Source organism: Rikenella microfusus DSM 15922 (assembly GCF_000427365.1).
In the GTDB taxonomy this organism is placed as follows: Bacteria; Bacteroidota; Bacteroidia; order Bacteroidales; family Rikenellaceae; genus Rikenella; species Rikenella microfusus.
The window spans coordinates 118,508-142,518 of sequence record NZ_ATXW01000001.1; the positions used below are offsets into that span (position 1 = coordinate 118,508).

Genomic DNA, 24,011 nt, shown 5'->3' on the forward strand with positions numbered 1-24,011 from the left:
TAGGGAGATCGTTACCCGATTTTGGGTAATGTCGTATATACTTACCAAATAAAATTAGACTTTACCCAAACCCCGCGAAAAACATCCGGCATGAAAATCATCTGCATCGGCATGAACTATGCCGACCACGTCAAGGAACTGCCGTCGGTGTGGGACGGAAAAGAGCGGCCGATCCCGCAGCAACCGGTATTCTTCATCAAACCGGACACGGCCCTGCTGCGCAACAACGACCCGTTCTACATTCCCGATTTCACAAACGATCTACAATACGAGTGCGAAGTGGTCGTCCGCATCAACCGTTTGTGCAAAGGGATCGAAGAACGGTTCGCGCACCGTTGCTACGAAGAGGTCGGCCTGGGGATCGATTTCACCGCCCGCGACCTGCAACGCCGATGCAAAGCCGAAGGACTGCCGTGGGAGATCGCCAAAGGTTTCGACCACTCGGCAGCCGTTTCGCCGGTGTTCGTCCCGAAATCGGAATTGCCGGACATACAACGGATCCGTTTTTCGATGGACCTGAACGGCGAACGCAAACAAACCGGCTTTACCGGCGACATGATCTTCAGCGTAGACCGGATCATCGCCTACGTTTCTCGATTCGTGACCCTCAGGATCGGCGACCTGATTTTTACCGGAACGCCGGTCGGAGTAGGGCAGGTGCACATAGGCGACCGGCTGACAGCCGAAATGGAAGGACGCCCGATGCTGGATTTCGACATCAAATAAACCGCACGCACCGATGACCCCGAATACACTATTCCAACACACGGACATCATCCTGGCCAGCAGTTCCCCCCGACGACGGGAACTGCTGGCCGGTATGGGCGTTCCGTTCCGGATCGCGGACGCCTATCCGGTCGAAGAGGTCTGGCCCGCCGGTATCGCACCTCAGGAAGTCCCCTCGTTCCTGGCCGCGCTGAAATCGAAAGCCTACCCCGGAACGCTGACCGCCGACCAGATACTGATTACGGCCGACACGGTCGTAATCCACGATGGCCGGGTGATCGGCAAGCCGAAAAACCGGGACGAAGCAATCGATATACTTCATCGGCTCTCCGGTTCCGCCCACGAAGTGGTTACGGGAATCGTACTCCGCAACGACCGGACCGAAAAACACCTGTCGGAGACGGCGCGGGTCGTGTTCGGCTCCTTATCGACCTCGGAAATCGAATATTACGTGGACTGCTACCGGCCATACGACAAAGCGGGCGCCTACGGCATACAGGAGTGGATCGGCTATGTCGGCATCGAACGGATCGAAGGATCGTTCTACAACGTCATGGGCCTTCCCACACGGTTGCTGTATGCCGCGCTGACCGATTTCATTCGAACGCAACACCTTTAGAAAAAGACAAATACATGAGAAAATCGACCTTTTTCGCCTTTACGTTCTCTCTGCTTTCCGCCCTGCCGTCCCTGCGTGCCGACGAAGGGATGTGGCTGCCGAGCCTCATCGAACAGGGGCGCATCGGAGACATGCGTGCCAAAGGGTTCCGGCTCACGGCGCAGGACTTGTACTCCGTCAATCAGGCCAGCCTCAAGGACGCCATCGTCCGGTTCGGCAGCGGATGCACCGGAGAACTGATTTCCGACCAGGGATTATTGATTACCAATCACCATTGCGGTTACGGCCAAATCCAGCAGCACAGCTCGGTGGAACACGACTATCTGACCGACGGTTTCGCCGCCATGAACCGTTCGGAAGAGCTGGCCAATCCGGGACTGGTCGTCAGTTTTCTGGTCGAGATGAAAGACGTTACCGACCAGATCCTGCGAGGCGTCAAAGCCGGCACGGACGAGACGGAACGGACGAAAATCATCGACAAAAACAAGAAAACGGTCGTCAGGAAAGCCACGGCGGGCAACCATTACAAAGCCTCCGTCGAGGCCCTTTATTACGGCAACCAGTATTTCCTGTTCGTTTACGAAGTATTCGAAGACGTGCGGCTGGTATTCGCCCCGCCGTCGTCGGTCGGCAAGTTCGGCGGCGACACCGACAACTGGATGTGGCCCCGCCATACGGGCGACTTCTCGATCTTCCGCGTTTATGCCGGCAAAGACAACAAACCCGCCCCGTATTCGCCCGACAACGTCCCCTATGTACCGAAAAAATCGTTCACCATCTCCCTGAAAGGGATCGAAGAGGGCGACTTCACATTCGTTTACGGGTTTCCGGGACGCACTTACCAATACCTGCATTCCGAAGCGGTACGCTACATCCAGGAAAAGGGCGACCCGCACAAAGTGAACCTGCGCACCATCCGGCTCGGCATCATGAATCGGGCGATGGCGGCCGACCCGGCGGTACGCATCCAGTATGCCGCCAAAAACGCCAGCGTATCGAACGCCTGGAAAAAATGGCAGGGCGAAATGAAAGGGCTGGAACGCCTGGGTACGGTCGGCAAAAAACAGGCTTTCGAAAAACGATTCGAAGCGTGGGCCGCCGATAAACCGGAATATGCCGGTACGACCGAACAATTGGCCGCCCTTTACGACTCGCTGGAACCGTACGCCTTCGCCCGCGATTACCACACCGAGGCGATCATGGCCATCGAACTGCTCAAATTCGCCGGAACATTCGCCGACGCCGAGAACCTGAAACCGGAAACCCTCGCCCGCCTGCGGAAATCGGCCGCCGGGTTTTTCAAAGATTACGTGCCGGCCATCGACCGGGAGACCGCCGACACCCTGCTGGCGGAATACGCGCGAAACGTGCCGGCATCGTTCCGGCCCGAAACGATCGACCCGGCTGCCCTGGCGGATGCCGTTTTCGGCTCCAGCCTGTTCACCGACTCCCTGCAAGTCGGTCAGTTGCTGGCATCTGCGGATACCGCCGCTATCCGCCGGAAAATCGACGACGACAGCGCCGTGCGGGCCTACAAAGCCTTTACCGGAACCTACAAAACCCGCATCGAACCTGAATATGCGGCCCTGAACGAACGGATCGACCGGAAATACCGTACCTACATGCGAGGCATGATGGAGATGCGCCGGAGCGAACACGACTTCTACCCGGACGCCAACTCCACTCTGCGCATCGCGTACGGCAAAGTGGACGGCTACCGGCCGATGGACGCCGTTTACTACGAACCGGTCGCGACGCTCGAAGGAGTGATGCAGAAAGACAATCCCGATATTTACGATTACGATGTCCCGGCCCGGCTGCGGCAAATCTACGAAACGAAAGATTACGGCCGCTGGGCGGTGGACGGAACCGTCCCCGTAACCTTTATCGCCACCAACCACACCACCGGCGGGAACTCCGGAAGTCCGGTGCTCAACGCCGACGGTCAGCTGATCGGGGTCAATTTCGACCGCTGCTGGGAAGGGACCATGTCCGACCTGGAATACGACCCGACCGTGTGCCGGAACATCGCGCTGGATATCCGCTACGCCCTGTTCCTGATCGACAAAGTCGGCGGAGCCGGTTATCTGCTCGATGAAATGAAATTCGCCGAATAACGCACGATGGAAAACACGACGATCATACAGGAACGCCTGGCGGCCTTGAGACGCCGGATGCAGGACGAACGATTCGACGCATTCATCGTACCGTCCAACGATCCGCATTTCAGCGAATACGTCGCCCCGCACTGGGGTTGCCGGGCCTGGATCAGCGGCTTCGACGGTTCGGCCGGTACCGTAGTCGTTACCCGCGACCGGGCCGCCCTTTGGACCGATTCCCGTTACTTCCTGCAAGCCGCGGAACAGTTGGCCGGGACGGGAATCGAACTGCAACGCGCGGGCCTTCCGCAGACACCCTCCATTCCCGAGTGGTTGAACGCAGCCCGTGCCGTACGGGTCGGTACGGACGGCCGCCTGTTCAGCCGAACAGCATTCGACAGCCTGAGAAACGACCTTTCGCCTTACGGTATCGAACCCATACCGGCGGACGACCCGTTCGCTGCGATCTGGACCGACCGGCCCGCCTTGCCGCAAGCTCCGGCATCCTTGCTGGACACCACGTACAGCGGCGAAACGGCGAAAAACAAACTGGATCGTATCCGGGCGGCCCAACCCGACGGAGCGGTACGGATCGTCGCCGTGCTGGACGAAATCGCCTGGACGCTCAATATCCGGGGAGGAGACATCGACTATAATCCACTGGTCATCGGTTATCTGGCTATCGAGCCGGAGCGGGCCGTGCAGTTCGCCGATCCGAACAAATTCCCGCCCGGCGACCGGGAACGACTGCATCGGGAAGCCGGCACGGAGATACGGCCTTACGAAGCGTTCCCGGAATACCTCGCTTCATTGCAAGGCAGGCCGGTTATCGTCCACCCGAACGGGTTGGACATGCACCATTGGACGATACTCGAAACCGCCGGGGCGACGATCCTTCCGGAAACGACTCCCCACAGTCTGATCTCGGCTTTCAAAGCGGTCAAGAACTCCGTTGAAATTTGCGGTTTCCGACAGGCGATGGAGAGGGACGGCGTCGCTTTGGTGCGGTTCGAGATGTGGCTCGAACGAACGATAATATCCGGCGGGCGTCCCACCGAACTGGAAATCGCAGCCAAACTGCACGACTTTCGCAGCGCCGGCGACGGTTTTCAGGGGGAAAGTTTCGAAACCATCGCAGGGTACGGCGACCACGGAGCCATCGTGCATTACAGCGCCACGGAAGAGAGCGACAGGGCGGTGGATACCGACGATTTCCTGCTGATCGACAGCGGCGGCCAATATCCGTACGGCACGACGGACATCACCCGGACGTACCATTTCGGCCGCCCGACCGGAGAACAGAAACGAAACTATACGGCGGTACTGAAAGGAATGATCGACCTCTGCGCAGCGCGATTCCCCGCGGGCACGCGAGGCGCGCAACTGGACGTGCTGGCGCGGCGCCACCTGTGGAACCTGGGACAGAATTATCTGCACGGGACAGGACACGGCGTCGGCCATTTCCTGTGCGTCCACGAGGGGCCGCAGTCGATCCGGATGAACGAGAACCCGGTCGTCCTGGAACCCGGCATGGTACAGAGTTGCGAACCGGGGCTGTACCTGGCCGGGAAATACGGCATCCGCATCGAAAACCTGACTTTAGCGACGGCAGAAGACTGTCCGGAAGGATTCCTGAGGTTCGAGCCGCTGACGCTGTGCCCGATATCGGTAACCGCTTTGGATACCAAGGCTTTGGAGCAGTCCCAGCGGGAATGGCTGAACCGCTATCACCGGATGGTCTGCGAACGCCTTTCCCCTTATCTGGAAGCGGACGAACGGCAATGGCTCGAAGAGAAGACCCGCCCCGTTTAGGCACGGTTGTTGATTGTTTCATTATCCAGTCATTCACACTAAAACAACTCGATGATGGAACAAGATACGATCCAAAACTTCGACCTAAAAAGATACCTGGGAAAATGGTACGAAATAGCCCGGCTCGACAATCGCTTCGAACGCGGACTGTACGCCGTGACCGCCGAATATTCGATGCGCAGGGACGGAAAGGTGAGGGTAGTCAACAGCGGCCGCAGAGGCGCTCCGGACGGCCCGGTATCCAGAGCGGAAGGTAAAGCCAAACCGGGCGCTCCGGACGATCCCCGGAAACCGGGATTCCTGAAAGTCTCCTTTTTCTGGATTTTCTACTCGCCGTATTACATTCTGGAAATCGATCCGGACTATCAATACGTACTGGTCGGCGGAAAAAACCGGAAATACCTGTGGATCCTCTCCCGTAAACCGACCCTGCCGCAGGACATCACCCGACGGCTGATCGACAAAGCCCGGCAATCGGGGTTCGATACCTCCGGCCTCCTGTTCACCGAACAGAGCGAACGTACCGTTTACTAAGACAAAACGTCCGGCAGAATTATCTGCCGGATGTTTTGTATATAGTGGAACCGTTCCTCGCTTCCGACGACCGATTCGCCCTTTCCTGCTCCGCGAAAACCCGGTTACGGGTTATAAATATCGAAATTCCGGAAATTGAAAATGGCCTCCGTCATTTCCCGCATCTGCCGGGCTGCCGTATGGCCCGGATCGATTTCCAAGGCCCGGTTGAAATCGTTGGCGGCCTTTCCGAAATCGTTATTCCGATAATACAGCCGGCCGCGCTCGAAATAATAATCGGCCGTTTCGGGCTTTTCGGCAATCAGTTCCGTCCACTGTTCGATCGTTCTCATGGCGTACAGTTTTTTAGCCCGGATATAGTCCGAGACCGATTGCGGCACCACTCCGATCTCCAAAGGCGCACCTTCCGCCACGCTCTTCCGCACGGAAGTAGAGTCGATTCCGTACATCGGCGCATTCGCCATTTCCGGAGAAGCCTCGCCGCTGTTTCTCGGATAAATCAAGAACCGTACCATACGCCGCAACTCGTCCGAACGGTACCACCGGGGCAACTGATCGGCTATATCGCTGCCGGCCAAAATGATAAACTCCGCTCCGGGATACGATTCCCGCAAATATTCGACCGTATGGATCGTATAGGAAGGGCGGGGAAGGGCAGCTTCCGCGTCGCAGGCCCGGAGCCGCGGATCGCCGATCTCTGCCAACGCCAGGCGAACCATCGCCAGACGGTCTTCGAAAGGAGCCAAATCCGCAGCATCCTTGAAAGGATTCCGAGGCGAAACCACCAGCCAGACCTCCTCCGCCAGATCCTGCGCCAACACATACCGGGCCACGGCCAGATGGCCGCAATGGACCGGATTGAACGATCCCATCAACAAAGCCACCCGTTTCCGTCCCTCCTGCATGCCCAAGCCTATTCGTGTCCCAGAAAATCCCCGACTGCCAGCACCGCTTCGGCATAGGCCGTTTCGAGGTCGTCATTGACAATCACCCGGTCGAACCGTTCGGCGTAACCGATCTCCTGCTCCGCTTTGGCCAGCCGGCGTTCGATCGCCTCCGGAGAGTCGGTGCCGCGCCCTTCGAGCCGCAACCGGAGTTCGGCCACGGACGGCGGCATGATGAAAACCGAAAGCGCCTGTTCGCCGAACAGTTTTTTGATATTCAGCGCACCGACCACGTCCACGTCGAACACGACCACGTGCCCGCGGTCCCATATACGGTCGATCTCGGCCTTCAAAGTCCCGTAACAGGTACCCTTGTAAACCTCTTCCCACTCGACGAACTCTCCCTGCTCGACGCGGGCCGCGAATTCCGCCGCATCCATGAAATAATAATCCACCCCGTCCCGTTCCTCGCCCCGCGGCGCGCGCGAAGTCGCCGAAATGGAAAACTCCAATTCCGGAAAATGCTTCAACAGATGCTTGACGATGGTCGTCTTACCCGAACCCGAAGGCGCCGAAAATATCAATACCTTGCCCATGAACCGATCTTATAAAAGATTGAGTAACTGTTCCTTGATCTTTTCCAACTCGTCTTTCATCCTTACCACGATTTTCTGTATCCCGGCATGGTTGGCCTTCGATCCGGTCGTGTTGATTTCGCGGCCGATCTCCTGGGCGATGAACCCCAGCTTACGCCCTACGCCCTCCGATTCGCCCGCTACGGTACGGAAATAATCGCAGTGCTGTTTGAGCCGCACCTTCTCCTCCGTAATGTCGAACTTTTCGAGGTAATAAATGATTTCCTGTTCGAACCGGTTATTGTCCACATTGACCTGCAAGGCTTTGAGGTTGTCCATCAGCCGCGTGCGTACCGTCTCGATCCGTTCCCCTTCCAACGGCACGATCTGCGCCGCCAGTTCCTGAATCGTATCGATCCTTTTCAACAGATCGCCGATCAGCACCGCCCCTTCCTGCAAACGGAACTGATTCAGGTTATCCACCGCTTCGTCCACTGCTTCCGCAAGGGCCTTCCACTCTTCGTCGCCGATCGCCACCGTTTCCGTCTGCATCACCTCCGGCAGACGCAGCACCGTCGTCATCAGCGGCTCGGCGCCATTACGATCCCCCAACTCCCGCTGCAATTCGACCAACTGCGCATAATAGGCCTTGAACAACTCCTTATTGATCGTCCCCCCGGCTGTTTTCGCCCCGCCGACATTTTCCACCGACACGAACAGATCCACTTTGCCGCGTCCCAGAGCCTTGCCCACCGTATTGCGTATCTCATACTCCTTTTCCCGGTAAATGGAAGGGATACGGGCCGAAAGGTCCAGCTGTTTGCTGTTCAGGCTCTTGATTTCGACGGTTATCTTACGCTGGTCGGTATGCCGTTCGGCACGCCCGTAGCCGGTCATCGATTTGATCATGATTCGGATGCTTGTTTCTTTTTATTTTTAGCAAAGATAGAGTGATTTTCCCATTTCCCGCTCCGGTAATAGCCGTAAGCGATCGCCAGCCCCACGCTCCAGCCCACCGGCACCGACCACCAGATGCCCCGTTCGCCGATCAGCCTCGAAAGCCACATCGCCGCGGGAATACGCACCGCCCACAGCGACAACAACGTCGAAAACATCGGGAAAATAACCGCCCCCGCTCCGCGCAGCATCCCGTTAATGACGAACATGGCGCTGAATATCAGATAAAACAGGCTGACGATCACCAGATATTCGGCCCCGACGCGGATCACGTCGGGATCGGTCGTGAAAATCCGCAATATGTCCGGCCCGAACAACACGATCACGGCCGTAATCGCCATACAGGTCAGGGAAGAGTAGAGCAGCGTCATTTTCAGCCCCCGACGCACCCGGTCCATCCGTCCCGCCCCCACGTTCTGGCCCGTAAAACTGGTCAGCGCCATCGCGAAATTCATCGACGGAATCACCGCCAGATTATCCACCCGTATCGCCGCGCTGTACCCTGCGATCACGTCCGTCCCCCAACCGTTCACGATCCCCATCAGGGCCACCATCCCGAACGCCACGAACGACTGTTGCACGCCGGTCGGCAAGCCGTAATTGATGCACTGCCGGAAAATCTTGCGGTCGAACCGCAATTTCAGCAAATCGATATGGAAAATAGACTTCCCGGCATTGATATACCAGATCGCGGCGAAATAAGCCGTCCCCTGCGCGATGACCGTCGCCCAGGCGGCCCCGGCCACTCCCCATCCGAATACCAGTATGAACAGCAAATCCAGTCCCACGTTGAGCACAGCGGACATCAGCAGGAAATAGAGCGGCGTTTTCGAGTCGCCCACGCCCCGCAGAATAGCAGCCACCGTATTGAAACCGAACAGCAGGAACACCCCGCCCAGATAAATACGCAGATAGACCGAAGCCAACGGTATCAACGACTCCGGCAACGCGATCAGCCGGAAAATCTCCTCGCTGAAAAAAAGCCCCACCAGCGCAATAACGACGCCGGCCCCGACCAGGAAAATATGCAGCGTATCGCTCGTGAGCCTCACCTTGTCGTATTGTTTGGCTCCGAAATACTGCGAAATGACCACGCTGGCCCCGCTGCCGACCCCGATCACCAAAGCCACCACCGCAAAAATCACAGGCATGCTGGCCCCCACCGCCGCCAACGCCTCTTTGCCCAGATAACGCCCTACCACCGCGCTGTCCACGATCTGGTAAAGCTGCATGACGAAATTGCCCAGAATAATGGGCAACGAAAAAAGGATGATCTGCCGCCCGACGGGGCCTGAGGTAAAATCTTTCATATCCTATCGACGAACAAAATTCGCAAAAAATTTCATTCCTGAAGAATTTTTCCGATATTTGGTAGCCGCTCCCGACACCGGTAAAGCGGACTTCCCGATTATCAGGCAACGAATCCAATCGCATCGAATATGAAAAAACACAACTTTTCCGCAGGGCCTTCCATCCTGCCCCGCGTAGCGGTCGAAAACGCCGCCAAAGCCGTCCTGGACCTGAACGGCATCGGACTTTCGGTACTCGAAATCTCGCACCGCACCAAAGACTTCGAAGAGGTGCTCGACGAAGCGGTGGCGCTGTTCAAAGAACTGCTGCACATTCCCGAAGGGTACAGCGTGCTGTTCCTCGGCGGCGGGGCCAGCATGCAGTTTTGCATGGTGCCTTTCAACCTGCTGGAAAAGAAAGCCGGATACATCAATACCGGCGTATGGGCCAAAAAAGCCATGAAAGAGGCCAAACTCTTCGGCGAGGTGGAGACCGTCGCCTCTTCGGAAGACCGGAATTTTTCGTACATCCCCAAAGGGTACGCGATCCCTTCCGACCTGGACTACCTCCATATCACGACCAACAACACCATTTTCGGGACCGAATACAAAACCGACATCGACTCGCCGGTAACGCTGGTGGCCGACATGTCGTCCGACATCCTGTCGCGGCCGGTGGACGTATCGAAATACGGCCTGATCTACGGCGGGGCGCAGAAAAACCTGGGGCCGGCCGGCGTTACGTTCGTAATCGTGCGCGACGACATTCTGGGGAAAGTATCGCGAGCGATCCCCAGCATGCTCGACTACCGCACCCACGTGGCGGGCGGTTCGATGTTCAATACGCCGCCCGTATTCCCGATCTACGTCGTGCGCGAGACCCTCAGATGGCTCAAGTCGATCGGCGGCGTGCCGGCCGTGCAGAAACTCAACGAGGAAAAGGCGGCCATCCTTTACGACGAAATCGACCGCAACCCGATGTTCGTGGGAACGGCGCAGCGGGAAGACCGTTCGCTGATGAACGTCTGCTTCGTATACAGCGACGAATATAAGGATATGGACACCGCCGAATTCGTGAACTTCGCCAAAGAACGCGGCATGGTCGGCATCAAAGGGCACCGCTTGGTGGGCGGCTTCCGCGCTTCGATCTACAACGCGATGCCGAAAGAGAGCGTACAGGCCCTGGTGGACTGCATGCGGGAATTCGAAAAACAATATGCAAAATAACCGGTTATGAAAATATTGGTAGCGACCGAAAAGCCCTTTTCCAAACAGGCGACGGACGGCATTGCGGCCATCGCCCGCGAAGCGGGGTACGAATGCGCTCTGCTGGAAAAATATACCTCGGCCGAAGAGCTGAAAGCGGCCGTAGCGGACACGGACGCCCTGATCGTCCGGTCGGATAAAGTCACCGCGGAGGTGATCGCCGCCGCGCCGAAACTCAAAATCGTAGTCCGTGCCGGAGCCGGTTACGACAACCTCGACCTGGCCGCCTGCACCGCCCGCGGCATCGTGGCGATGAATACGCCCGGCCAAAATTCGAACGCCGTGGCCGAACTGGCCCTCGCGATGATGATTTTCATGGCCCGCAACCAGTTTACACCGGGTACGGGAACCGAAATCAGCGGGAAAAGGCTGGGTATCCACGCCTACGGGAATGTCGGTCGGATCGTGGCCCGATACGGCAAAGCGCTGGGGATGGAAGTGTCGGCTTACGACCCGTTCATTACCGACCCGGAAGTTTTCGCCAAAGACGGGGTAAACATGGTCTCCTCAGTGGAAGAACTCTACCGGCACAGCGATTACCTTTCGCTCCACATCCCGGCCACGCCGCAAACCAGAAACTCGATCGGTTACGACCTGCTGACATCGATGCCCCAGGGTGGTACCCTGGTGAATACGGCACGCAAGGAGGTGATCGACGAGGCGGGGCTGGCCGAAGCGCTGACGGAACGGCCCGACCTGAAATACATCACCGACATCGCCCCCGACACGGCCGCGGAACTGAGCGGAAAATTCGGCAAACGATTCTTCGCCACTCCGAAGAAGATGGGCGCCGAAACGGCGGAAGCCAACGTCAATGCCGGGTTGGCCGCCGCGCGGCAGATCGTCGCCTACTTCAAAGAGGGAATCACCAATTTTCAAGTAAACAAATAGCCCGATGGTCAAGATAAAACCGTTCAAAGGCATCCGACCGCCGGCGCCTCTGGCCAAAGAGGTCGCCTCCCGCCCGTACGACGTGCTGAACTCGGCCGAGGCGAAAGCGGAAGCCGGAGAAAAATCGTTGCTGCACATCATCAAACCGGAAATCGATTTCGCCCCGATCATCGACGAGCACTCCGCCGAGGCTTACGACCGGGCCGTCGCCAACTTCAAACGATGGAAATCGAACGGCTGGTTAGTGCAGGATAACGAAGAACATTATTACGTCTATGCCCAGACCATGGGCGGCCGCACTCAGTACGGGCTGGTCGCGGCCTGCCATTTCCAGGACTACGCGGACGGCAAAATCAAAAAACACGAACTGACGCGGCCCGACAAAGAGGAAGACCGCATGATCCACGTCCGCAACCAGAACGCCAATATCGAGCCGGTGTTTTTCGCCTATCCCGCAGACAGGGAGATGGACGCCCTGATCCGGCATGTCGTCGAGTCCCAAACCCCGGAATACGATTTTACGGCAGACGGCGACGGATTCGGACACAAGTTCTGGGTCATCGACCACCCGGATACGATTGCCCGGATCACTGAAATCTTTTCGAAGATTCCGGCACTGTATGTGGCAGACGGACATCACCGCACCGCAGCGGCGGCCCGCGTAGGCGCCGAGAAAAAAGAAGCGCTGCTCCGCTCCGGCGGGACATACACGGGAAACGAGGAGTTCAACTACTTCCTGGCCGTCATCTTCCCCGACGACCAGCTGAAAATCATCGACTACAACCGCGTGGTGAAAGACCTGAACGGACTGACTCCCGCCCGGCTCGTCGCCGCGCTCGAAAAGGATTTCGTCGTGACCCCCAAAGGGACGGCCATCCACAAACCCGCCCGCCTGCACGACTTCTCGATGTATCTGGCAGGGCAGTGGTACGACCTTCAGGCCCGGCCCGGCACCTATGACGACACCGATCCCATCGGCGTGCTGGACGTCACGATCCTGTCGAATCTGGTTTTGGACAAACTGCTCGGAATCAAAGACCTGCGCACCGATAAGCGCATCGATTTCGTAGGAGGGATACGCGGCCTTCAGGAACTGGCCGACCGTGTGGACAGCGGCGAGATGGCCGTGGCGTTCGCCCTCTATCCGGTGTCTATGAAGCAGTTGATCGACATCGCCGACACGGGCAACATCATGCCGCCCAAAACCACCTGGTTCGAACCGAAACTACGCTCCGGACTGGTGATTCATTCTCTGGATGAATAGTCGCTGGGATTCGATCCAAACAAGCGCACAAGAAAGAGAGTAACAGACAGTTACTCTCTTTCTTCATATATTGGATGCCGTATGGGAAATCCAAAATTATTTCGTTTTCGCAATAGATCGGAATATCTTTGACGTTAGCAAAGATGCAAACAGTAAAATCGCTATGGCAAAAATAAAAGGTAAGATCGTCGTGGACACCGAACGCTGCAAAGGGTGCGGCGTCTGCATCGAAGCCTGCCCGACACAGACCATCAGCCTGAACCCCCAGGTGAACTCGAAAGGGTACAACTACTGCTACATGTCGGCCCCGGACTCCTGTATCGGCTGCGCAGGCTGCGCCGTGGTCTGCCCCGACAGTTGCATAGTCGTTTACAGAGAGAAAAAACAGGAGTAATGGAAGATATCAAACTGATGAAAGGGAACGAAGTACTGGCCCACGCCGCCGTACGCTGCGGCGCGGACGGGTATTTCGGATACCCCATCACCCCGCAGTCGGAAGTCCTGGAAACCCTGACCGAACTACGCCCGTGGGAGACCACCGGGATGGTCGTCCTGCAGGCAGAGAGCGAAGTGGCCTCCATCAACATGGTTTACGGAGGCGCATCCGCAGGCAAACGCGTGATGACCTCCACCTCAAGCCCCGGCCTGTCGCTGATGTGCGAGGGGCTTTCCTATCTGGCCGGAGCCGAACTGCCCTGCGTGGTAATCGACGTCTCGCGCGGCGGTCCCGGTCTGGGAACGATTCAGGCTTCCCAGGCCGACTATTTTCAGGTCGTCAAGGGCGGCGGTCACGGAGACTACCGGATGCCGGTACTGGCCCCGAATTCGGTACAGGAGATGAACGATTTCGTCGATCTCGCTTTCGAACTGGCCTTCAAATACCTCAATCCGGTAATGATTCTGGCCGACGGCGTGATCGGACAGATGATGGAGAAAGTACACCTCAGCCCGCAGAAACCGCGCCGCACCGAAGAGCAGATCCGGCAGGAATGCCCGTGGGCGGCCCTCGGCAAAGGGGACCGCAAGACACGCAATATCGTCACCTCCTGCTACATCGACCCCGAAACGATGGAACGGCACAACCATAAACTCCAGGCCAAATACGACCGCATGGAACGCGAAGAGGTACGGTACGAAGAGATGGAGACGGCCGACGCGGAATACATACTGGTGGCTTACGGCGCTTCGTCGCGCATCTGCGCGAAAGTGGTGGAGGATGCCCGCAAGGACGGCCTGAAAGTAGGGTTGATACGACCGATCACCCTGTTCCCGTTCCCGACCGATGCGATCCGGCAGGCGGCTCGGTACGCCAAAGGATTCCTTTCCGTAGAGCTGAGCATGGGCCAAATGATCGAAGACGTGAAACTGGCCGTAGGCAACGCGGACATCCCCGTCCGCCATTTCGGACGTACCGGCGGCATCATCCACTCGCCGCGGGAAGTTTATGAAGCACTCAAGCAATTTATGACCGAAACCGGAGGAAAATTGTAAGCTATGGCAGAAACACCGATATTCGAAGTAAACGAAACGGACGCCAACCGGGTTTATGCCCGTCCGCGGCTGTTGCTGGACACCACCATGCACTACTGCCCGGGCTGCTCGCACGGCACGGTGCACAAACTGGTGGCCGAAGCGATCGACGAGCTGGGGGCCGAAGACAAAGCGATCGGGATCACGCCCGTAGGCTGCGCGGCATTCCTCTACAACTATATCGACATCGACTGGGTACAGGCCTCGCACGGCCGCGCCCCCTCGGTCGCCACAGCCATGAAGCGTCTGTGTCCGGACAAACTCGTCTTTACCTATCAGGGCGACGGCGACCTGGCGGCTATCGGGACAGCCGAAGCCATTCACGCGGCCAACCGCGGCGATAACATCGCGGTCATCTTCATCAACAACGCCATTTACGGAATGACCGGCGGTCAGATGGCCCCCACGACGCTGCTCGGCATGAAGACGGCGACCACGCCGCTGGGACGGGACGCAGCCCTGAACGGCTACCCTTTCAAAGTGGCCGACATGCTGACCCTGCTGGACGGCGTAACCTATGTGACCCGGCAGAGCGTCAATACGCCGGCCAACGTCCGCAAAGCCAAGAAAGCGATCAAAAAGGCATTCGAAAATTCGATCAATAACCGGGGATTTTCTTTCGTCGAGATCGTGGCGACCTGCAATTCGGGGTGGAAAATGACGCCCGTGGGAGCCAACCGGTGGATGGAAGAGAACATGCACCCGACTTATCCGCTGGGCGACCTGAAAGACCTGACCGTTACCGAAAAATAACGTACACACCATGAAAGAAGAGATCATCATAGCCGGGTTCGGCGGCCAGGGCGTCCTGTCGATGGGTAAGATCCTCGCCTACTCGGGCGTCATGCAGGGGCAGGAAGTCAGCTGGATTCCCTCTTACGGGCCTGAAATGCGCGGCGGGACGGCCAATGTGACCGTCATCCTGAGCGACCGCAAAATCAGTTCGCCGGTCGTGCAGGAGTTCGACACCGGCATCGTGCTGAACCAGCAGTCGCTAGACAAGTTCGAAGATTCGATCAAACCGGGCGGAACCTTGCTCTACGACCCGAACGGAATCACCCACCCGCCGCACCGGACCGATCTGGATGTCTATACCATCGACGCGGCCGTCGAAGCCGCACGCAGCGGGAATGCCAAGGTATTCAACATGTTCGTTTTGGGAGCATTCCTGAAAATCAAACCGTTGGTAACGGTGGAAAACGTTATCGAAGGGTTGCGGCACTCATTGCCGGAGCGGGCGCACAAAATGATCCCGGCCAACGAAGAGGCTCTGCGCAAAGGGATGGAACTAGTCAAAAAAGCCGAATAACCTACTCCGTAAATCAGCAAGGGGGGAGCCGGAAACGGCTCCCCCCTTGCTGATTTACCGGTTATCGTTACAAAACCGCATCCGGTCCCGATTTTCCGGATTTACACATTGATGCGCAAATATCCGTCGGCCGACACAACCGGAACGCATATCCGCTCCGAAAACGGCCGCTTATAACAGCGGCGGCAAAAACCAGCATGTTCCTGCCGCCGCCGTAACCGAACTTATTCGGCCGTCAATTCGACCACCGTGCTCGTCAGGTGAGCGCCGGAAAAGAGCGGCAAACCCACTTTCATCAGGTAATCGCCCGAATAACGCTGTCCGTCCGCCGCGAGACCCGATTTCGTCCCCGGCATCAGATTGATCTCTTTCACCGAATAGACTTTCTGCGGATCGAGTCCCCGGAGCCGCACGTTCCGCAGCGGTTCCGAATAGCGCGGATTGCGGTTGAACACGAACACCGCCGCTTTGCCCCGCTCCTTATCGACATACATGAGCGACGAATGCTCGCCCGAATAGGGAGAGACCAGACGATACTGGTCGCCATCCAATATCACCGGCTTCAACCGGCCGTAAGTCGCCACCGCCTGCCGGGCGAACTCCTTTTCCGGCGCCGAAAGCTCGTCCACGCGGATATCGAACCCCAGTTTCCCCGTCATCGCCACATCCGTACGGAACTTCAGGGACTGTTTTCCCCACGAAGTCACATGAGCAGCCGTCGCTTTGGCCGGAAACAGGTAGGAATAGCCCCACTGGATAAAAATACGCTCCACCGGGTCGGTATTGTCGCTCGCCCAGAACTCCGTAAAATATTTCAGCCCCTCGTAATCCGTACGTCCGCCCCCGCCGGAACAAAGCATCATCGGCAGGGTGGGGTATTTCGCCGCGATACGGTCCAATACCTTATACAATCCCCGAACATAATCGACATACAGGTTCGCCTGTTTGCCGGTACCCAGATAAGGCGAATAGATATTGGTAATCGGGCTGTTGCAGTCCCATTTGAAATAGGCGATCCCCGGATACCGGGTCAGCAGCCCGTCCACTACGCCGAACACATAGTCCTGAACTTCCGGATTGCTCAAATCGAGCACCATCTGGTTGCGGTAGAGGTACTCGTCGCGGTTCGGCAGATGGATCACCCACTCCTTATGTTTTTCGTACAGTTCGCTTTTCGGATTGACCATCTCCGGTTCGATCCACAGGCCGAACTTCACCCCCTCGCGTTCCGCCGCATCGGTCAGCGCTCCGATACCGCCCGGCAGTTTGGTCTTCGTTTCGTCCCAGTCGCCCAGCCCCGCATTGTCGCTGCTGCGCGGATATTTGTTCCCGAACCAGCCGTCGTCCAAAAGGAACATATCCACGCCCAGACCGGCCGCATCGGCAATGATCTTCTCCAGTTTGGCCTGGTCGAAATCGAAATAGGTCGCCTCCCAGTTGTTGAGCAGCGTCATCCGATCCCCCATACCGTCTTTGAGCCGGTAACGGCGGGCCCAGTCGTGGAAATCGCGGCTCGCCGCTCCCGTTCCCTCCGTACCGTAAGTAAAAATGAAATCGGGCGTGCGGAACACCTCGCCTCCGGGCAGACGATACTCCGAACCCGAAGGGTTGATGCCCGAAATCAGCCGCAGGTTATTCGCGTTGTCCACCTCGAACGTGAACCGGAAATTCCCCGTCCAGCCCAGCGTGCCGATCACGACCTCCCCCGTATTTTCCGCCGCAGGCGCGTCCAGCCCCAGCAGGAAGAACGGAGATACATGCAGGTTCGCCCGCGAGCCGAGTTTCGTATCGACGATCTTCTTGCCGAAAGTCAGTCTCTGTTCGTCCATATTGACCTCGTGCGCCCAATCGCCCGAAAATTCGGTCATCCAATACGCGTCCTTTCCGAAATGAAGCATCGAAGAGGCGTAGTTGTAAAGCGTTACGGGCTTTTTCTCGCCGTGTTCGATCTCCGTCCACATCCGAATGACGTTTTCACGCAGGTACGCCTCATAAAAAAGCCGGACTTCGAACGGATATTTTTCGTCCTCCAGAACGATCTCGGTCGTCTGTACCGAATCGTTCCTCGACTGCGTACTGTTCTTATATGTCAGCAGCAAAGAGGGATTCCCGTCGGCATGGAGCACCCGGACAGCCGGCTCGAAATAATCTTCCATCCCGTAAGTCACATAGGCTTCGGTTCCACCGCCGGATTCGGCAAAATGCTCCAGATCGGCGGCGTTTTCGAGCTTCGGTCCCAGGTAGGCCTGCCTTACCCGGTCGTCGTCGCCTATGCGCAGGATCAGGTCAGTTCGATCGGTGCCGATACGGATCAGATTTTCCGGCACCTCGCCGGCAACACAAACGGTACCGGCGCTCAATGCCCAGGCACAAGCCGTCAATAATTTCTTCATGTATTTTTTCAGTTTGAGTTTGGTTCAATCCGCCCCTAACGGGTAAAAATATGCCGGAACGCGTCCGCCGCTTCGCCGAACACGAAACGCCAACGCGTGGCGATGCCGATCGCCAGTGCCGCGACCAGCACGTACATCAACTTCTCGTTCAGCGTCTGCTTTTTCCACCACTGTTTCAAACGGGTCATCATATAATCGCGAATGTTATTGAAAAGCTACGATGCCTACGGCCATAACCGCCATGCCGATAATCAGCCCCCATATGGCCACGTGGTGCTCCCCGTACTCGTGCGCCGCCGGCAGCAGCTCGTCCAGCGAGATATAGACCATGATACCGGCAATGACGGCGAATATATACCCCAGCATCGCCTGTGTCAGAAACGGGGCGAGAATCAGATAGCCGGCCAACGCTCCCACCGGCTCGGCCAACCCCGAAAGGAACGAGAATTTGAACGCCTTTTTCCGACTGCCGGTAGCATAATAGACCGGGACCGACACCGCGATCCCTTCCGGGATGTTATGGATGGCGATGGCCACCGCAATGGCGATTCCCATCTGAGGATCCTGCAACGAAGCCATGAACGTGGCGATCCCTTCCGGAAAATTGTGGATGCCGATCACCAGCGCCGTCATGATTCCCGTACGCATCATGTGCTTCGAATGGACCAGGCGGCCGCCCTCGGACTTGATCTCGACCTGCATGCTTTCGACGCTCCGCATTTCGTGCGGGTTCTCGACCGACGGTACCAGTCTGTCGATCAGGGCGATGAACAAAATACCCCCGAAAAAGGCAATGGCCGTGGCGATCCTCCCCCAATACATCCCGTAACCGGTTCCCAATATCTCGACCGACTGCGGAAAAAGATCGACGAACGATATGTAAATCATCACCCCGGCCGAAAAGCCGAGCGCGAACGAGAGGAATTTCCGGTTCGTCCGTTTGGCCAAAAGGGCGATCAAACTACCGATCCCGGTCGAAAGCCCCGCCAGCAGGGTGAGTATAAAGGCATAGACGACATTCTGTTCCATACAAACAGGCTGAACAGGTTACAAAAAACCGCCTCGCTCCGGCAAGGCGGTACCGAATACGGCAAATTCCGGACAAAAGACGCCCTCATATCGTCCGGAACGGAATCAGCCTACCCGGTTCCTGAATTTGACTTCGGCCAGTTCCTTGTTGGCCTGTGCGATCTTATCGGCCAGCTCGGACTTGAATTTCATCATTTTTTCATGCACTTCCGGTTCGCCGGTAGCGATGATCTGCATCGCCAGAATGGCCGCATTTTTGGCCCCGTCCAGTGCGACGGTCGCCACCGGAATCCCCGAAGGCATCTGCAAGATGGACAGAATGCTGTCCCACCCGTCGATCGAATTGGACGACTTGACCGGCACGCCCACCACGGGCAGCGGAGTGAGGGCCGCGATCACGCCCGGCAGATGCGCCGCGCCGCCCGCGCCAGCGATAATCACCTTCACGCCGCGCGTATGGGCTTTCTTCGCGAAATCCAGCACCAGGTCCGGCGTACGATGGGCCGACAGCGCGTTGATTTCGAACGGAATATTCATTTCATCGAGGAATTTGGCCGCTTCGGACATGATCTTCAAATCCGAAGTACTGCCCATGATGATCGAAACTTTCGGTTGCATAGGATAGGGTATTTTATTTAACTTTGCGAAGTTAAAAACTTTTCGGCAAACACGCTCAATTCTTTTGGAACCGACCCTCACGATCCGCGACCGCCGATTCAGGCTCCATACGCCCGAAGCAGCCATCCATGCCGCCATTTCCAAGGTGGCGGAAACCATCAACCGGGACTACGCGGAGGCTGAACGTCCGTTGCTGCTGGTGACGCTCAACGGCGCTTTCGTATTCGCGGGCGAACTCTTCCGACAGCTGGACGGTCCTTTCGAAGTCGCGTTCGTAAAACTATCGTCCTACGGATCCGGAGTGACCTCGTCCGGAAACGTGACCGTCGATATTCCGCCGACAACCGATATCCGGGGACGGGACGTCATTATCGCCGAAGACGTGGTCGATACCGGCAATACCGTCCACGAACTGCACGCCATGCTCACGGCCTGCGGGGCACGGAGCATCCGCGTGGCGACCCTTTTGCTGAAACCGGAAACCTACTATAACCGACCGGAAAGACCCGACCCGCTGCCGGTCGATTACGTGGCTCTGGAGTCGGAACCGGTTTTCATCATCGGTTACGGTATGGACTACGACGGGTTGGGACGGAATCTGGGAGCGCTTTACGCCGTTTGCGACGAATAACATGACCAACGAGATATACGACCTGCTGGACGGCGGCCGCCTGCTGCCGCTGGTGGAGGATTTTTATACCATCCAGGGAGAAGGGTACCACGCCGGCAAACCGGCCTATTTCATCCGGCTGGGAGGATGCGACGTCGGATGCCGCTGGTGCGACGCCAAATTCACCTGGAACGCGAAACTTTACCCGCCGACCCCGATCCGCGACATCGTGGAGCGGGCGGCGTCCCTGCCGGCGCAAGCCATCGTCATCACGGGCGGCGAACCGACCCTGTATCCGCTGGAGCCGCTTACCGCCTCTCTCAAAGATCGGGGGTTGGAAATTTTCATCGAAACGTCGGGAACCAACCCGCTCTCCGGACGGATCGATTGGGTGTGCCTCTCGCCGAAACGACAGCAACCGCCGCTGCCGGAAGTACTGGCACGGGCCGACGAACTCAAGGTGATTATCGAAACGCCGGACGATATTCGGTGGGCCGAGGAGAATGCCTCACACGTTTCAGGCCATTGCCGGCTCTACCTGCAACCGGAGTGGAGCCGCTACCGGGAGATCGTCCCGGTATTGGTGGAGTACGCCAAAGCGAACCCGCGATGGAACATCTCGATCCAGAACCATAAATTCATGCACATCCCATAAATTATGTTCACATTCCAGGAATTTTCGGACTTCGTACAGTCGCTGACCCCGGCCATCCGGGAAACAGTAAACAAGTATATCGGCAAAGTCCATGTGGACTATAAAGCCGACGACTCGCCGGTCACGCTGGCCGACCAAGAGATCGAGCGGTATATCGTCTCGCAGATCGAAAACCGGTTCCCGGACGGCGTAATCGTAGGGGAGGAGAGCGGCACGCATCCGGCTTCGGCCGCGACCGCCGCAAACGGCCCGCTGGTCGAATGGATCGTGGACCCGATAGACGGGACCAAAAGTTTCATACACGGTGTACCGCTGTTCGCCACGCTGATCGGCGTCGTGGTGGACGGGGAACCTATATACGGTGCGATCTACAATCCGTTGTTGGACGATCTGATCGCAGGGGACAATAACATCGCTTTGCGGAACGGCGTCCCGACACGGATGCGGCCTTGCGATTCCCTGAAACAAGCTACGTTGCTCACGACCGATATTCTGGATATAGACAAACACCGGAATATCCACGATTTCATGGCCCTGGCCGGGCAGTGTCGGATTCTGCGCACGTGGGGCGACGCCTACGGTTACTGCCTGCTGGCGACGGGACGGGCGGACATCATGGTCGATCCGATCATGAGCCGTTGGGACCTGGCCGCCTTGATTCCGGTCATCCGGGGCGCCGGAGGTATCATCACGGACTATTATGGCGGCAATCCGGCCACGGGGGATTCCATCGTCGCCTGCGGACCGGTTTTGCACGGGCAGGTCATCGCGATCTTGAATAAATAGCCGCCCCGGTCGCTTATTCCGGTTTCCGGGTATTTGGCCGGAGAAGAAAAAAGCCCTACCTTTGCCGCACATCGGACAGTTCGGGGTGTAGCGCAGCCCGGTTAGCGCACCTGCTTTGGGAGCAGGGGGTCCCAGGTTCGAATCCTGGTACCCCGACAAAATACAAAAGCCTTTGTAATCAGCAAATTACAGCGATTACAAAGGCTTTTTTCTTCGACGTTTCTACCGGATTATCAGCCGAAAATATGGGAATATGGGGAGAAATTAGGTGCTTTTGGGACAAAAAACCTGCAAAACACCCGCAAAATGGCGTCCGTGAAACCCTACTTCGACACCCGTTCCCCACGCAAAGACGGTACCTGCCCTCTGAAACTGGCCCTCACCCACAAAGGGAACACCGTCCTCGTCAGTTTGCAGATATACCTGCTGCCCAAATGCTGGGATTCCCGAAAACAGGAGGTCGTCAAAGACAAACGCAAAGCGGTTTATAACGACGCGCTCCGTCGTCGGTTGGTATTGGCCGAAAACGTCATCCTGAAACTGGGCGAAAAAGGAGAACTGAAAACGCTCACCGCCTCAGCACTCAAAAAACGCATCGAAGCCGGGGAAAATCCCGATCCGACACCCGCCGAGACCTCCCGCCCGCTGGTCAGAGACCTCTTTTTACAATTCATAGACACCTGCAAGATCGAAGGTACGAAAGCCATTTACCGGCATACGCTGGAACGGCTCGGCAGGTTCGCCGACCCGGATACCCTGACCTTTGAAGACATTGACGCATCGTGGTTACGACGGTTCGAGGCGGCCATGGGCGAAAACAACAAGGTCAATACCATATCCCTCCACCTGCGCAACCTGCGGGCCGTATTCAATCGGGCCATCGACGAAGAGATCATCCCGCAGGGCATGTATCCTTTCCGCCGCTTTAAGATCAAAAAGGAAAGCACCCCGAAACGGTCATTGAGCGTCGAAGAGCTGCGCAAGCTCCGGGACTATCCGTGCGAAGAGTGGCAGGAGAAGTGGCGGGACATGTTCTTGCTTGTTTTCTACCTGATCGGAATCAACACCGTCGATTTGATGTCCCTGACCGAAGTACGGAAGGGCAGAGTAGAGTATCGCCGGGCCAAGACGCACCGTCTGTATTCGATCAAAGTCGAACCGGAAGCGCAGGCCATTATCGACAAATACCGGGGAACCGACCATCTGTTGTCTTTCGCCGACCAGTACGTCGATCACGGCGATTTCCGCCGTCGGATGAACGCGACGCTCAAAAAGATCGGGCCGGTGGAATGGGTGGAGAACCGGAGCAGGACGCATCCGAAGAAAAACAAAAAGCGGTACAACGCTTTATTCCCCGGCCTCACCTCCTATTGGGCGCGACATACCTGGGCCACCATCGCCGCCTCTTTGGATATTCCCCAAGAGACCATCACCGCAGTACTGGGCCACGGGGGCAACACCGTGACGGACATCTACATCGACTTCGACCAGCGGAAAGTGGACGAAGCGAACAGGAAGGTCATAGACTATGTAAACGGGAAAAGCACGAGGTGATTTATGCCTATTCACTGACAACTTCGGTGCATTCATAAACAACCTTTATTTCGGATGACGCTCGTCCTTAGTTTTACTTTCGTAAGCTTACGGGCGGATTCCGAAAAGCCCCGATAGAGTAGGAAAACAATCATTTAAATTCAATGTGTTATGCCACTCAATTCCGTGTCTATCAACGGCGTCGTACAAGCCGACTCAAATGTTTTCGTGACTTATCTCGAGGCAACTCTAGGTGCCACTAATTGGAAACATTACGAAATCCTTCGTCCTAATTTGAGCAGCGACTTCAATGCTATCGAATCTCACAACCGTACTGACCGTGGCGGAGGCACTAAACTCGCAGAAATCGACAACGAAACTATTTTCCACAGATCACCAGGTGATGGCACCCATACAAGTACTGTATTTTTCCAAGAGCCGGTCAGGGGGTCTCATAATTATCGTATTGTTGCTTTCGGCGTCCATACCTCGGCCTGCGGCGAGGGAAGAGCCCTTCGGGGACCAGCCCAAAATCGTTCGTATAAAATTGTCTGGTATGATCAGAATATAGTTCCAGTTGGCCACGCACTGCGCAACAATATAGTAATGTTTTAAGTTATTTTTTAATAAAA

Annotated in this window: 25 protein-coding genes and 1 tRNA gene; 18 read left to right on the top strand and 8 right to left on the bottom strand. The window is 57.0% G+C overall.

Annotated features, from left to right (window positions below; genetic code table 11):
* The first annotated feature begins 90 nt into the window (after positions 1 to 90).
* The 5 genes from RIKMI_RS0100540 to RIKMI_RS12445 are packed head-to-tail and all read left to right on the top strand — an operon-like array spanning position 91 to position 5,790.
* Positions 91 to 726 (top strand): fumarylacetoacetate hydrolase family protein, encoded by a 636-nt coding sequence (locus tag RIKMI_RS0100540; RefSeq protein ID WP_027290040.1) that lies wholly within the window; start codon positions 91 to 93, stop codon positions 724 to 726.
* Positions 727 to 739: 13 nt separating this feature from the next.
* Positions 740 to 1,345 carry a Maf family nucleotide pyrophosphatase gene (locus RIKMI_RS0100545; RefSeq protein WP_027290041.1) on the top strand — a complete coding sequence of 202 codons (606 nt, stop codon included), beginning with the start codon at positions 740 to 742 and terminating at the stop codon, positions 1,343 to 1,345.
* A 14-nt stretch (positions 1,346 to 1,359) separates the two neighbouring features.
* Positions 1,360 to 3,462, top strand: a complete 2,103-nt coding sequence (locus RIKMI_RS0100550) for a S46 family peptidase (protein ID WP_027290042.1) — start codon at positions 1,360 to 1,362, stop codon at positions 3,460 to 3,462.
* 6 nt (positions 3,463 to 3,468) lie between these two features.
* Positions 3,469 to 5,256 (top strand): aminopeptidase P family protein, encoded by a 1,788-nt coding sequence (locus RIKMI_RS0100555; protein ID WP_027290043.1) that lies wholly within the window; start codon positions 3,469 to 3,471, stop codon positions 5,254 to 5,256.
* A 54-nt stretch (positions 5,257 to 5,310) separates the two neighbouring features.
* Entirely contained in the window at positions 5,311 to 5,790 is a 480-nt protein-coding gene (locus tag RIKMI_RS12445) for a lipocalin family protein (RefSeq protein ID WP_245584920.1), read from the top strand.
* A gap of 104 nt (positions 5,791 to 5,894) precedes the next feature.
* Here the strand turns inward: RIKMI_RS12445 and nadD are convergent, their stop codons facing one another.
* The 4 genes from nadD to RIKMI_RS0100580 are packed head-to-tail and all read right to left on the bottom strand — an operon-like array spanning position 5,895 to position 9,516.
* The gene (nadD, locus tag RIKMI_RS0100565; RefSeq protein WP_037291251.1) at positions 5,895 to 6,695 is read right to left on the bottom strand and encodes a nicotinate (nicotinamide) nucleotide adenylyltransferase; all 801 of its coding nucleotides are present in this window, start codon (positions 6,693 to 6,695) and stop codon (positions 5,895 to 5,897) included.
* 8 nt (positions 6,696 to 6,703) lie between these two features.
* The gene (gene gmk / locus RIKMI_RS0100570; RefSeq protein WP_027290045.1) at positions 6,704 to 7,270 is read right to left on the bottom strand and encodes a guanylate kinase; all 567 of its coding nucleotides are present in this window, start codon (positions 7,268 to 7,270) and stop codon (positions 6,704 to 6,706) included.
* 9 nt (positions 7,271 to 7,279) lie between these two features.
* Positions 7,280 to 8,158, bottom strand: coding sequence for a YicC/YloC family endoribonuclease (locus tag RIKMI_RS0100575; RefSeq protein ID WP_245584921.1), 879 nt, complete (start codon positions 8,156 to 8,158; stop codon positions 7,280 to 7,282).
* On the bottom strand, positions 8,155 to 9,516 hold the full coding sequence (locus RIKMI_RS0100580; protein WP_027290047.1) for an MATE family efflux transporter: 1,362 nt from the start codon (positions 9,514 to 9,516) through the stop codon (positions 8,155 to 8,157). The genes RIKMI_RS0100575 and RIKMI_RS0100580 overlap by 4 nt, the downstream gene beginning before the upstream one ends.
* A gap of 129 nt (positions 9,517 to 9,645) precedes the next feature.
* Here RIKMI_RS0100580 and serC point away from each other — a divergent pair, with 129 nt between their 5' ends.
* From serC to RIKMI_RS0100615, 7 genes are all read left to right on the top strand, one after another.
* Positions 9,646 to 10,722 (top strand): 3-phosphoserine/phosphohydroxythreonine transaminase, encoded by a 1,077-nt coding sequence (gene serC / locus RIKMI_RS0100585; protein WP_027290048.1) that lies wholly within the window; start codon positions 9,646 to 9,648, stop codon positions 10,720 to 10,722.
* 6 nt (positions 10,723 to 10,728) lie between these two features.
* On the top strand, positions 10,729 to 11,652 hold the full coding sequence (locus RIKMI_RS0100590; protein WP_027290049.1) for a 3-phosphoglycerate dehydrogenase: 924 nt from the start codon (positions 10,729 to 10,731) through the stop codon (positions 11,650 to 11,652).
* 4 nt (positions 11,653 to 11,656) lie between these two features.
* Positions 11,657 to 12,916, top strand: a complete 1,260-nt coding sequence (locus RIKMI_RS0100595; RefSeq protein WP_027290050.1) for a DUF1015 domain-containing protein — start codon at positions 11,657 to 11,659, stop codon at positions 12,914 to 12,916.
* Between the two features lie 163 nt (positions 12,917 to 13,079).
* Complete coding sequence (locus RIKMI_RS0100600; RefSeq protein WP_027290051.1) at positions 13,080 to 13,310, top strand: 4Fe-4S dicluster domain-containing protein; 231 nt, start codon at positions 13,080 to 13,082, stop codon at positions 13,308 to 13,310.
* On the top strand, positions 13,310 to 14,407 hold the full coding sequence (locus RIKMI_RS0100605) for a 3-methyl-2-oxobutanoate dehydrogenase subunit VorB (protein WP_027290052.1): 1,098 nt from the start codon (positions 13,310 to 13,312) through the stop codon (positions 14,405 to 14,407). The genes RIKMI_RS0100600 and RIKMI_RS0100605 overlap by 1 nt, the downstream gene beginning before the upstream one ends.
* A 3-nt stretch (positions 14,408 to 14,410) precedes the next feature.
* On the top strand, positions 14,411 to 15,199 hold the full coding sequence (locus RIKMI_RS0100610; RefSeq protein WP_027290053.1) for a thiamine pyrophosphate-dependent enzyme: 789 nt from the start codon (positions 14,411 to 14,413) through the stop codon (positions 15,197 to 15,199).
* A 10-nt stretch (positions 15,200 to 15,209) separates the two neighbouring features.
* The gene (locus tag RIKMI_RS0100615) at positions 15,210 to 15,755 is read left to right on the top strand and encodes a 2-oxoacid:acceptor oxidoreductase family protein (protein WP_027290054.1); all 546 of its coding nucleotides are present in this window, start codon (positions 15,210 to 15,212) and stop codon (positions 15,753 to 15,755) included.
* A 224-nt stretch (positions 15,756 to 15,979) separates the two neighbouring features.
* Here RIKMI_RS0100615 and RIKMI_RS0100620 read toward each other — a convergent pair whose 3' ends face one another.
* From RIKMI_RS0100620 to purE, 4 genes are all read right to left on the bottom strand, one after another.
* Positions 15,980 to 18,148, bottom strand: a complete 2,169-nt coding sequence (locus RIKMI_RS0100620) for an alpha-galactosidase (protein WP_027290055.1) — start codon at positions 18,146 to 18,148, stop codon at positions 15,980 to 15,982.
* A gap of 35 nt (positions 18,149 to 18,183) precedes the next feature.
* Positions 18,184 to 18,339, bottom strand: a complete 156-nt coding sequence (locus RIKMI_RS14725) for a hypothetical protein (protein WP_156877445.1) — start codon at positions 18,337 to 18,339, stop codon at positions 18,184 to 18,186.
* A gap of 13 nt (positions 18,340 to 18,352) precedes the next feature.
* Positions 18,353 to 19,177 carry a zinc transporter ZupT gene (zupT, locus tag RIKMI_RS0100630; RefSeq protein WP_027290056.1) on the bottom strand — a complete coding sequence of 275 codons (825 nt, stop codon included), beginning with the start codon at positions 19,175 to 19,177 and terminating at the stop codon, positions 18,353 to 18,355.
* A 105-nt stretch (positions 19,178 to 19,282) separates the two neighbouring features.
* Positions 19,283 to 19,795 carry a 5-(carboxyamino)imidazole ribonucleotide mutase gene (gene purE, locus RIKMI_RS0100635; RefSeq protein ID WP_027290057.1) on the bottom strand — a complete coding sequence of 171 codons (513 nt, stop codon included), beginning with the start codon at positions 19,793 to 19,795 and terminating at the stop codon, positions 19,283 to 19,285.
* 64 nt (positions 19,796 to 19,859) lie between these two features.
* Here purE and RIKMI_RS0100640 point away from each other — a divergent pair, with 64 nt between their 5' ends.
* The 6 genes from RIKMI_RS0100640 (at position 19,860) to RIKMI_RS14730 (ending at position 23,994) form a co-directional block, all read left to right on the top strand.
* Complete coding sequence (locus tag RIKMI_RS0100640) at positions 19,860 to 20,426, top strand: phosphoribosyltransferase (protein ID WP_027290058.1); 567 nt, start codon at positions 19,860 to 19,862, stop codon at positions 20,424 to 20,426.
* Between the two features lies 1 nt (position 20,427).
* Positions 20,428 to 21,060: a 7-carboxy-7-deazaguanine synthase QueE gene (locus tag RIKMI_RS0100645; RefSeq protein ID WP_027290059.1), complete on the top strand. Its 633-nt coding sequence runs from the start codon at positions 20,428 to 20,430 to the stop codon at positions 21,058 to 21,060.
* A gap of 3 nt (positions 21,061 to 21,063) precedes the next feature.
* The gene (locus tag RIKMI_RS0100650) at positions 21,064 to 21,846 is read left to right on the top strand and encodes an inositol monophosphatase family protein (protein ID WP_027290060.1); all 783 of its coding nucleotides are present in this window, start codon (positions 21,064 to 21,066) and stop codon (positions 21,844 to 21,846) included.
* An 81-nt stretch (positions 21,847 to 21,927) separates the two neighbouring features.
* Positions 21,928 to 22,002, top strand: a tRNA-Pro gene (locus RIKMI_RS0100655).
* Positions 22,003 to 22,152: 150 nt separating this feature from the next.
* The gene (locus tag RIKMI_RS0100660; RefSeq protein ID WP_027290061.1) at positions 22,153 to 23,400 is read left to right on the top strand and encodes a site-specific integrase; all 1,248 of its coding nucleotides are present in this window, start codon (positions 22,153 to 22,155) and stop codon (positions 23,398 to 23,400) included.
* Between the two features lie 150 nt (positions 23,401 to 23,550).
* Positions 23,551 to 23,994 carry a hypothetical protein gene (locus RIKMI_RS14730; protein WP_147288465.1) on the top strand — a complete coding sequence of 148 codons (444 nt, stop codon included), beginning with the start codon at positions 23,551 to 23,553 and terminating at the stop codon, positions 23,992 to 23,994.
* Positions 23,995 to 24,011: the final 17 nt, after the last annotated feature.